The sequence below is a fragment of the Streptococcus oralis genome, from assembly GCF_003943385.1.
GTDB classification, from domain to species: domain Bacteria; phylum Bacillota; class Bacilli; order Lactobacillales; family Streptococcaceae; genus Streptococcus; species Streptococcus oralis_CA.
In genome coordinates this window covers 64,122-75,999 of the sequence record NZ_RJPI01000011.1, presented here as the reverse complement: position 1 = coordinate 75,999, position 11,878 = coordinate 64,122, and the positions used below count along the sequence as shown (strand labels likewise).

Below are 11,878 nucleotides of genomic sequence, written 5' to 3'. Positions count from 1 at the left end.
AAATAAAAGTGAAGTAAAAAAATTAGAGTCTAAATTGATTCAATATAATTGTGCTCTTTCAAATGCTGAAAATGCTATAAAAGAAACTATTGTAGAATCGGAAAAACCGAGATGGAAGAGTATTTATAATAAATTAAACAATAAAAATCATTACTTCAATGATAGTTTAGTAAATAGAATTTCTAGTTCTGTTTCTTCAAAATCAGTGGAAGAATTAGGAGATGATCTGAGGAATCTGATAAAAGAGATAGAATCTGCTAGGAATGAAAAAGAGATTAGCAGATACTCTATGGTAGAAATTCCCGTTAATGAAATAAAAGAAAAATTAGAAATCATTTCTGAACCGGTTAATATGATAGAGCTAACAGAGAGAGAAAATCAGATTATTGAAATATTAGGAAATAATGTTGATAGTAGTATTGAAAAAACAGAAAATTTATTAAAGGGAAATTCAAATAATTGTCCAACATGTTTTCAAGAAATCAACGAGGATTATAAACGAGATACTCTAGTTCAATTAAAATCAGTTTTGAAGAAACAATTACTAAATGATGAGATATCTAAACATATTGAGTGTATAGATCAGATTGTTAAAAGATTTGAGCTTATAATTGAAGAATTAGATTCAGTAGATTTAGATAAAAGAATAGAAGAATCTGTAAGAATAAGTTTGAATAAATCAATAAAAGATTTGAAATCAAGGCTTAATCTAATGATTAATGAACTAAAGACCAAGAAGAGTAATGTATATATGGTATGTGACTTTAATAGTGAACCACTTTTCGAAGCTAAAAATGCTTATGATGTGTCATTATCTGTATACAATGAAGCTTGTGATATGTATAATTTAAGATTTAATAAACTTGAAGATAACATTAAAGAAGCAAATAAACTTAATGATAAATTAGCTTATAAAGAAACAAAAATTTTTTGTAAAGAAGTAGTTAAGAATAGGGAGAAAGTAAATAGAACTAAGGAATCAATAAAAGAGTTAAATGAGAAAATTGTAAAGGATGAGCAGTCGGTAAAAAATACTACTTTGGCCCTTAATAATATTAATAAACAATTAGGTAGAGTATTTTATGAATCTGAACGATTAAAATTAGAACAGGAAGATGGATTTTATTATGTTTTATCTAGGGGAAAAAGAACAAATTTAAGTAGCTTATCTACCGGAGAAAGAAATGCTATTGGTTTGTGTTACTTTTTTTCTATAGTCAATCAAAATCAAAATGTTGAGAATCAATATAATTTACCACTTTTATTAGTTCTTGATGATCCGTTATCTAGTTTTGATCATGAGATTAAATTAGGAATATATAGTCTACTTCGAGGAGAAATTGAGAAAATTGGTCTTGGAAATGAGAATAGTAAGATATTGATACTAACTCATGATAGTGATGTCTATTATAATTGTTATAAAATATTTGAAGATGTCTTAGATACTGATGGGAAGAGAGTTTTTAAAGATAATCAGATTAAATTAAAACAATTGAATGCTATGACTGGTATAGAGACAGCTGAGAAAGAGGAAAACTTCTATTCTACGCAACTTACAAAAATATATGAATTTGCTTGTATTGAGGATGAGGAATGTGATTTTGCAAAAGATTTTTCTCCGTATATTGGTAACGTTATGAGACGAGTATTGGAAGCTTTTTCCACATTTAATTATCAAAAAGGGATCTCAGAGTTAAGTTCGAATGAAGTATTATTAAGTGAATCAATTGATGATAAAGAGGAGAGAGAACTTCTAAAATCTCATATGTATAGATTGCTTTTGAATGGGGAAAGCCACTATTCAGATAAAATTTATGGAATAACTGAGAGAGACAGAGAATTCTTGCTGACCATTAAACAAAAGATTCAAACAGCTAGATTTGTATTGGTTCTTTTATATAGTCTTAATTCGATACATCTTAAATACCAAATCAATAATTTAGATCAAACAATATTAGAAAGATGGAAATCGGATCTTATAGGCAGTAAAAAATAAAGATACTATTTCTGCTCATCATAAAATTGAAAAAGTTTCTCCTTTTAAAACAATTTGAATGAAATTTTTTCAAATTATTTAAGTAAGGGAAGTACGTTTAAAGTTGTTATAATAAGCTTCTGAGACATGCTGAAATACATTTTTGTCAAACCAGGTCTTAAGAAAGCTCGTAAAGCATCACAATTCTCAAAACGTTAATCAATACGATTATATCAACGTTTACAGACATTCAAGAATTTACTCTTGGATGTCTTTTTTGTTCAGAATAGATAAGTGGTGCTGTTTAAACTTGGTTTTCCCAGTGGACAATCGTCCACTTTTTTTATATAATAAAACTAAACCTAATTGGTTGAGTTTTGGAGATGTAAGCTCAACCGTCGATTTGTTTTTCTAAGAGAGATATTCTCGATAAAACATCACACTAGGGGGTGAATCATGTACCAACCAGAAAAACTCAAGGCTCGGAGAAAAGAGTTAAAATTGACACAGAAGGAAATTGCAGAGGAATTAGGGATTAGTTTTCAGGCTTACTCGGCTTGGGAACGTGGAATTAAGGAACCATCCAAGGAGAAGGTTGCCCAGCTAGAGAATATTTTAAAGGTAGCAAGAGGGTATTTTACTCAGATTGAGATTGTCCGTCTCTACAATAGCCTCTCCAAGCAAGGGAAGGACAAGGTTGTGCTTTATGCTCGCAACCTAGCTCAAGAGGAACAAACTCAGAAGGTGACGATCATGCCAGAGCGCCTCTATGAGTACCGTGTCTACGAACGCATGTCAGCAGGGATTGGGACTTCGGTCTACGATGACCAGAATTTTGATACGGTCTACTTTAACGAGGAGTTGGCCCATGATTTTGCGTCCTGGGTGGCTGGGGACTCTATGGAGCCTAAATATCAAAATGGTTCGGTGGCTCTGATTCGAGAGACGGGATTTGACTATGACGGAGCAGTTTATGCAGTGGTCTGCAACAACCAGACCTATATCAAACGGGTTTATCGGGAGGAAGATGGCTTGCGTCTGGTATCGATCAATCCTAAATACAAGGACATTTTCATCTCCTATGAAGAAGATCCTCGGATTGTGGGGATTATCGTTGGGAATTTTGTGCCGATGGAGGGTTAGCCTATGGGCTACTTTGATTATTCCAGAGAGCCCAAAAGTGATATTGCCTTTGTCGATATGAAATCTTTTTATGCCAGTGTCGAGTGTGTGAAAAGGGGATTGCATCCGCTGAAGACCTCGCTTTGTGTCATGAGTCGCGCGGATAATTCTACTGGTCTTATCCTAGCTTCCTCTCCCATGTTTAAGAAGATTTTTGGTAAGTCCAATGTTGGCCGGGCCTATGATCTGCCTTTTGATATCAAAACGCGCAAATTTTCCTATTACAATGCTCGAAAGCAAGGCTTGCCTACTGACTTAGACTATGTTCGCTACATCGAAGATTGGGCTCAAGTGACCCTGATCGTGCCACCTAGGATGGATGAATACATAGCAGTCAATATGGAAATCCAGCGAATCTTTCAAAATTATGGTAGTCCAGATGATATTTATCCCTACTCTATCGATGAGGGCTTTATTGATCTGACTAGTTCGCTCAACTATTTTATCCCAGACAAGAGTCTATCTCGCAAAGACAAGCTGGATCTGCTTTCTGCTCGCATCCAGAGGGATATTTGGAGGCAGACAGGGATCTACTCTACAGTGGGTATGTCCAATGCCAATCCCTTACTGGCTAAATTGGCTCTGGATAATGAGGCCAAGCACACCCCGACCATGAGGGCAAACTGGTCTTATCAGGATGTGGAAGAGAAAGTCTGGGCCATTCCTAAGATGACAGACTTTTGGGGGATTGGCAGGCGGATGGAGAAACGCTTGCATGATCTGGGGATTTTTTCCATCAAGGAATTGGCAACCAGTAATCCAGACCAGCTACAGAAGGCTCTGGGTCAGGCTGGCCTGCGTTTGTGGTTTCATGCTAATGGGATTGATGAGAGCAATGTTCACAGGCCTTATAAAGCCAAGTCTCAGGGATTAGGCAATTCTCAAATCTTGCCGAGAGACTACGTGAAGCTACGGGATATCGAAATTATTCTTCGAGAAATGGCGGAGCAGGTGGCTATTAGGCTGAGAAGGGCGGGCAAGAAAACAACCCTTGTCTCTATCTATGTTGGTTTCTCTAAGCAGGAGGTCAGGTCGTCTATTCACACACAAATGAAGGTCGAACCGACCAATAATACAGCTATCTTAACGGATTATGTTTTGAAGCTATTTCATAATAAATACACTTCTGGAGCGGTCAGAAGTGTCGGAGTCAACTATTCAGGATTTGTGGACGAGTCTTTTGGTTTGATCTCCCTCTTTGATGATGTTGACAAGTTAGAAAAAGAAGAAAGGCTCCAGACAGCCATTGACTCCATTCGGGAACAATTTGGTTTTACCTTCCTCTTAAAGGCCAACGCACTGGAAGAAGCCTCTAGGAGTCTTGCTAGAAGCAAGCTGATTGGGGGGCATTCTGCTGGAGGATTAGATGGACTAAAATGATTGATCGTTCTTATTTACCCTTTCCATCTGCGCGTGACTATCAAGATCCAGGGATGCAGAAGTGGATGGGCTTTTTCCTCTCAGAGCATACTAGTTCACTCGGTGAAGAAAAAAATCGTGTTGATTTTTCGACGAATTTGAATTCAGTTGAGAAGCTACTCTTGCTTTCTCAGCTTTATGTTGGTCAATTGAAGGGATGTTTTGTTGTCAAGGAAAGAAAGCAAAAAACGACAATCATCGGTGAGGTGAGCGAATTAGCACCTCAAACTCTATCTATTAGAACAAACGAGGGATATAGGCTGATAGAACTTACAGACATTCTCGAAATTCGACTGTGGGAGGAGGGAGTGTATGACTAGAAAAGAGTTGTATGAAAACAAACTGCAGATGGATTATTTTTCAGATAATTATATCCGTTTTGAAGAGGATTTCCAAAAATACTCTGCCATGAATGTTCCCTTGACTTTTTTGATCGATGATATCCTACGAACCATGGCCATCAATCAGAAGAACTACTTCGTCTTAAACAAGGAAAATGCCAAGGATGGGCGGGAGCGTCGCTTTTATTTTAGGGTGGAGATGGAAAAAGATTGTGAACGGACGAGAACCTATGCCTACGCTGGACTCAAAAATAGTAGTCAGTAGACTAGGTGTGGTAGAATGAAGTCTGACCTAGGTAAGGTGACTTGTGAGCGTCAGAAGATTTCATGGTATAGGAATTCGAAACACCATCCTACATCTGCGGAGGGATTGCCGAAGCTTACTATGGCATTCCTGAAGACATTAGACAAGAAGCACTATCTTTTTTAGATGACCGTTTGCTTGAAATCGTAGTTGACTTTGAAAATATCTACCCTCAATGATAACCTTATTTTAGAATTTTATACTAAAACATCCATGTATATTTGTGGATGTTTTTAAATTTTACAGATAGAAAAAGAGAAGACCAGATGGTCTTCTCTACGGGGGAACTAGAGTGATGGAAAAGAATCAATCAAAGATTTTTTTAGTCTTTGAAATTCTTTTGGAAGATAAGGAGAGACAAGATAGAAGTAATAGCTGCCAAGAATAGGAAGGCATTCGCTTCTTGTTCCCCAGTTGCTGGGAGTTGTTTTTCCTTGTCTTGTTTGACTGTAGTTGCAACAGGAACTTTTTCATCTTTTGCTGATGAATTGTCTGTTACGACTGGAGCTGGTTTATCAGTCTCTCTTGGCACAACATACTCAGGAAGGGTCACAACAGGTGGTGCCTCTGTTCCTGCTGAACTTTGTTTAGTGCCCACCTCAATCACTCGCTCTTGAGCTGGAGTTGTTTCCGTTTGGACAACTTTGCGATTGCTGCCATCTACTTCAATATACTCGACTAGCAGACCGTTTTTACCTTCTGATAGGATTTGCTCTTTACCTTTATCTAGTAGGGCATTTTCGCGACGGATAGTCTTGAACGGCACTGGTTTATTGACAATTTCCAAACTTGGAAGTGTAAAGACAAGGTTCTTAACTCCTTCTTCAGGAGATGAAGAAGTGATTGGTTTTTCTGGTTGAGCTGGTAGAGGGTGCTCAGGAAGGATCACAACAGGAGGTGCCTCTGTTCCTACTGAACTTTGTTTAGTGCCCACCTCAATCACTCGCTCTTGAGCTGGAGTTGTTTCCGTTTTGACAACCTTGCGATTGTCACCGTCTACTTCAACATACTCGACTAGGAGACCGTCCTTCCCTTCTGATAGAACTTGCTCTTTTCCTTTGTCTAGTAGGGCATTTTCGCGACGGATAGTCTTGAACGGCACTGGTTTATTGACAATTTCCAAACTTGGAAGTGTAAAGACAAGGTTCTTAACTCCTTCTTCAGGAGATGAAGAAGTAATCGGTTTTTCAGGTTGAGCTGGTAGAGGGTGCTCAGGAAGGGTCACAACAGGAGGTGCCTCTGTTCCTACTGAACTTTGTTTAGTGCCCACCTCAATCACTCGCTCTTGAGCTGGAGTTGTTTCCGTTTTGACAACCTTGCGATTGTCACCGTCTACTTCAACATACTCGACTAGGAGACCGTCCTTCCCTTCTGATAGAACTTGCTCTTTTCCTTTGTCTAGTAGGGCATTTTCGCGACGGATAGTCTTGAACGGCACTACCTTATTGACAATTTCCAAACTTGGAAGTGTAAATACAAGGTTCTTAACTCCTTCTTCAGGAGATGAAGAAGTAATTGGTTTTTCTGGTTGAGCTGGTTGCAACTTGTTGATTTGCTCGAGAGCAGTTTCTAGCGCTTTATTGACTGCCTCCTGAGTCTTAGCTTCTTGGATCGCAGCAATGGCTTGATTAGCAATTTCGACTAACTTCTTCTTAGCATCATTGTCTGCTCCGAGTTGAGCTACTTTCTTTTCGATTGCTTCAGTCAAGCTAGCCATGGCCTTATTGTATTCAATTTCCGGCTGTTTCGGTTCAGCAGGCTGTTCTGGACTCGGTTCCTCTTGGCCTCTTTGATAGTTCTCGTCCTTGGAAAGGATATCTTGTAAGGCACTGACAGTTAACATGACTTCTTGAACATCCACAGCTTCGGCACTGAGTTGGTTTCTCAATTTTTCTAGATTTGCTTGGAAAGCTTGGCGTGCAGTAGCCGTATTTTTCAAACCTGCTGGATTAAAGTTTGACAGATCGTCTTTCCATTTAGAGATAGACTGGATGATATCTGCCTTGCTGTATAGTTCACTACCTTCGCCACGAGTGATGAATTGGTCTACTTGGATACCGATATTTCGAGACAAATCGTTTCGATCAGGATCGAGTTGAAGGGTGACTGCGTGCAAGTTTTCATCAAGACCTTTTAGGCTAACCAGAGTTTGATTGCCTTGGCGTTGGGCAGCGTGACCGCTAAAGTATTTCTTGCCATCAATAGTCGAAGCATTTCCCATGCCATCTTGGTAAGGAACTTCTTTACCATCTAAGAAGACCTTGTAGATACCGTGACCTGGGTCTACAAATCCCTTGATGTCAAGTCCAGTACCGTAGAAGTAAGCTGTTACGGTTGTCTTTTTCTTTTGCACATCAGTTAAGCGCCCAAAGGAAGCCCAAGACTCCGTCTTTTGGTACTTATCTGCTGAATTGGTTTCATGGTTCCAGCCAGTACTGTAATCCAACTGACTAGCTTGGTCATCATAGCTTTTTTGATCCTTGATCAGCAATTCAGCCTTCATCACTTGGATTGTTGCATCGGTAGCAAAACCGAGCAAGGCACCATCAGAAACAGAAGTGAGCTTGGCTTTAAAGTCAAAGATAGAGTCGGCTTGTTCTGTAAAGTCAATCGTTGGGATGGTAACAGTCTTTTCTGTTTCTCCATCTTCAAAAGTCACATCTTGAGTTGTATCTTGGTAAACTTTACCGTGAACCCCAGTTCCAGGCTCTGTGATAAAGCGAACAGTAGCAGTTCCCTTGCTTCCACCAACACGTTTAATTTTAACAGTGACTGGTTTTCCTTTCTCGACTTCGTAGTTAGTAGACTCGAGTTCAAACATTCCCTTGCTATCATTGTTTAGGGTGTAGATTCCTTCTGTAGCAATCGGTTCACCTGTTTTATTAACGAGAGTAATGGTGTGTTGTCCAGGTGCTAAATCATCTGTTTCAAAGACTTTTTGGCTTCGTTTACGGCTAGCATTCTTAGTTTGCACATCCGCAACTTTTTGGCCATCAACATAGACGGACATTTCTCCATGACCTGGATCGACTGTAGAGACGACATAGGCCTTGGTTCCTGTGAAGGTATAGCTTACTTTGGCATCTTTTTGATTGGTCCACATAGAAGTGCCACGAACACCTTCAGCTTCATTGTACCAAGTTGTACCAGCCTTGTCAGCGGTTGTATTTGAATGGTACTCGAGTCCAAGAGGGTAACCGTCTGTCTTCTCAATGCTAGTAGGTGTCTTGTAGACTGAGAAGTTGGTCAAGATTGGAGTTGCTTGAGCACCAGTGATAGTTACACGGATTTTTTGCGCTTCTACAGGTTGTCCTTGAATCAAACGGCGGTAGCCAACAGTTGAACCTTCCCCGTAAGTCACCCAGCGCCCGTTGATTTCGACTTCAATCTTGAAACCAGAGATACGTTGACCTTTGGCGATGTCTTCCTTGAGTTCAACGACATCAAAGCGTCTCTTTTGCCCTAAATCGACTGTAAAGCTACCAGTTGTAGCATCATTTGAGAGAGCCCAGCTAGTATCATCTTTACCGTCTGTCAGGTGACTTTCCTTATAGAGGTGGTTCTGACGGGTAGAACTTGCTGTTACAGTGGCACCTTTGGCAAAGTCAGTCGCATACATTTGGTCTAGAGTTGCCTTGAACTCCTTCAAGCGAGCCACATCCGCATCTGCAAATTTTCCTTCTTTATTTGGTGGAATGTTGAGAAGGAGTGGGGTTCCACGACCAACAGACTTGAAGTAGATATCCATCAACTCTTTGAGTGATTTCGGCTGTTGGTTGTCATGGTAGAACCAACCGGAACGGATCGAAACGTCAGCTTCCCCTACAGAGTACATATCTCCATCTGGGTCACCGTGGTTGAGGTAGTCATTTTTCACATCGTCTGTGATGTTGGCACGTTTGACTTTATGCCAGACAGGGTCACCTGCGATACCACGTTCATTTCCGATCCAGCGAACGCTTGTCGGTTGAGCAGAGAAGATGGCGATATCCCCTTCAGCTTTTTTGATGTATTTGAACCATTCATCAAAGGTGTAGGTTACTTTTTGGGCACCGCTACCACGCGCACCGTCCATCCAAACTTCGATGAATTTTCCTTTATTACCGTATTTCGGATTACCAAGGATTTCTTTCAGTTGGTTGAGATAGTATTGGTTGTATTCTTTTTCGGTTGCGACATGGTATTTAGGATGGTTGGCATCCCATGGTGACAAGTAAACACCCATATTCATGTCATACTTGCTAGCAGACTTGGAAACTTCTTCGAGAAGGTCACCCTTACCATCTTTCCATGGGCTGGCAGCTACGGTATGATTCGTATACTTAGAAGGGTAAGCAACGAAACCGTCGTGGTGTTTAACAACCATAATGGTTCGTTTGAAGCCAGTTTCCTTCAGAGTACGAATCCACTGATCGGTATCCAAGTTGGTTGGATTGAAGTATCGAGGGTCTTCTTTCCCATTTCCCCATTCAGAATTGGTATAAGTGTTCATTCCGTAGTGGATGAAGGCTGCCAATTCTTCCTTGTGGTAATCGAGTTGGGCCTTGCTTGGAAGAGGTCCATGATTGCCAATCTCAGTTTCTTTGTCTTCTGGATGAGCGACTGGAGGAGTCGGAGTTGTTGGATTGGCTGTATCAGCGATTGGCTCGTATTCAAAGACGATCTCATTAACACCTTTTTGCTGGATCTTCGCTTCCAAGCTAGCCTTAACTGGACGGTAGCCAGCAATGTCTTTTGCATGGAAGGTGTTGACAAAGGAAACCTCATACTCTTGACCTTCATTGTTATCAACTGTCGCTTCCGCTAGTTCAGTACTTGTTCCTTTTTGACGGTAGTAAACTTTGAAAGAGCCTTTGTTGACTTTATAAACCACCTTGATGACACGTGTTCCAGGAGCTGTTTTGCTAACGACATTGTGGTTCCACTCGTCTTTTAGTTGCTTCTGAATCTCGACCCCATCAATGGAAACAATCTGGTATTTCTCTAGGTTTTGCTTGTAGAATTCGGTTGGAGTGATTGCTTTCTTGAAATCATAGTCAAAGCCAGTTCCCACTTCTGTTTTGTCTAAGAAGGTATCATTTTCTTTGACAGGATTTCCTGCTTCGTCCACGTGCTGGATAAGGACGCGTCCGTAATCAATTCCCTTGACTAGAGTAGCGACACCGCTCTCATCAAAGGAGTACTGATTTTCTCCGATGACAGCTGTCTTATTTCTAAGCATTTCACCTTCGGGTGTAAAGTAGTAACGTTTGCCATTATCCCCTTGATACCAGCCCTTGACACCATATTTGTCAATGATATCTTTGACCCATTTGAGTTGTTCAGGAGAGAGGACAAGTCCGCCACCGAAGCGGTCTTTCTCAGGCACACCGTTGTCAACCGTTCCGTGTTGGTGTACGCCGATGACTTTCCCATCACCATTGATAATTCCGCCACCAGACAAACCAGATACAGAAGTTGTTTGGTAAGTGATGCCAGTAGCTCCCTTGTCATCATAAGGATCAACAGATTTTACCTTGCCGTCAGCTTTATAGAGTTGTCCAGCTACGATAGGCTGTTTGAGTTCTTTTGAGCTTGAGTCAGTTGGATAACCAATCGTGCTGACAGGGTCCCCTGCTTTGTAAGTCTTATGCTCAGCGAGTGGCACAAAAGTTGCTGCTTTATTTGGGCTTGCAATTTGTACAGGGACAGGCGCTACAACTGCTGCCAAGTCATTCTGATATCCCTTGCTAAACTCTTCTTTGTTCCAGAAGTGGATATCTTTCTCTTGAAAGAGCGTGGTATTTCCTGAATTTGGCTGAGAATTCTTAACAGGAGCGTTGGATCCTAGATTGTAATAGAAGCGCGCAGAATCTCCGCCACGAATATGGCCTTCTTTATCTAAAAAGTTATGAGCAACTGTCAAGAAAACGTTAGGCGCGACAAAAATACCAGACCCAGAAACAATGTATCGTTGAGCTCCACCATTATAAATGCTGTAGACCATAGTTGCAGCAGTTGCGGGTTGTCCCTCGTAATTGATATGTTTGAGGTCTTGTCCACCGTTAATGATGGCACGGTTTCCTTTCTCAGCTTCCTTTGGAGCTTCTTCCTTATCCTTTAGAATGCTCTTAGTTTCTACTTTTGGACTAGCTTTTTGGTCAACGATAGTAGTCGTATCGAGTTCTTTGACAGGTGTGTCGGGATAGGCACGGTCCTGAATGTCTTCAGGGAGCAAGTCAGCACTGTTGGTATCTGCAACAGGTGTTTCTTGTTTTTCAGCTTCTACACGACCTTCTTCTTTAGCTGGTTCAGCCTTGGTCTCTTCTATATCTGCGACTTGTTTAATTTGCTGATCTAAATTGGATGTCGTGGCAGGAGATGTTTCGTCTGCACGCACGGTTCCAGAAGCAAAAAATGCCAGTCCGACGATAACAGAGGCCACACCTACAGTCAACTTCCGAATACTAAATGTTTGCCCTTTTTCAAAAAGGTATCGACTCATAATATACTCCTAGTTTTTAGAAAGGCAGTCAGCTACTGCCAGAGCCCAAGTTTGACTTGGTTACAACTTGATTTAAGGATAAAAACTCTTTGATAATTTGTAAGCCACCTTACCTCCTGTTTATAAAGCGCTTTCATTTTAAGATAAAAAAATTTAAAAGGTCATTTCTCCCT

The 11,878-nt window shown here is 40.5% G+C and carries 6 protein-coding genes; 5 read left to right on the top strand and 1 reads right to left on the bottom strand.

What is annotated here, in order from left to right; genetic code table 11:
• From D8803_RS08280 to D8803_RS08255, 5 genes are all read left to right on the top strand, one after another.
• Positions 1-1,996, top strand: a 1,996-nt coding sequence (locus D8803_RS08280; protein ID WP_131200820.1) for an AAA family ATPase, incomplete at its 5' end; no start/stop codon positions are given.
• A 435-nt stretch (positions 1,997-2,431) separates the two neighbouring features.
• Positions 2,432-3,118 carry an XRE family transcriptional regulator gene (locus tag D8803_RS08270; protein ID WP_125399328.1) on the top strand — a complete coding sequence of 229 codons (687 nt, stop codon included), beginning with the start codon at positions 2,432-2,434 and terminating at the stop codon, positions 3,116-3,118.
• 3 nt (positions 3,119-3,121) lie between these two features.
• On the top strand, positions 3,122-4,537 hold the full coding sequence (locus D8803_RS08265) for a Y-family DNA polymerase (protein ID WP_125399327.1): 1,416 nt from the start codon (positions 3,122-3,124) through the stop codon (positions 4,535-4,537).
• On the top strand, positions 4,534-4,896 hold the full coding sequence (locus tag D8803_RS08260) for a hypothetical protein (protein WP_131200819.1): 363 nt from the start codon (positions 4,534-4,536) through the stop codon (positions 4,894-4,896). Before D8803_RS08265 ends, D8803_RS08260 begins: the two co-directional genes overlap by 4 nt.
• Positions 4,889-5,182: a DUF5960 family protein gene (locus tag D8803_RS08255; RefSeq protein WP_131200818.1), complete on the top strand. Its 294-nt coding sequence runs from the start codon at positions 4,889-4,891 to the stop codon at positions 5,180-5,182. Before D8803_RS08260 ends, D8803_RS08255 begins: the two co-directional genes overlap by 8 nt.
• Positions 5,183-5,543: 361 nt before the next feature.
• Here D8803_RS08255 and D8803_RS08245 read toward each other — a convergent pair whose 3' ends face one another.
• On the bottom strand, positions 5,544-11,705 hold the full coding sequence (locus D8803_RS08245; RefSeq protein ID WP_131200817.1) for an alpha-L-fucosidase: 6,162 nt from the start codon (positions 11,703-11,705) through the stop codon (positions 5,544-5,546).
• Between the last annotated feature and the right edge of the window lie 173 nt (positions 11,706-11,878).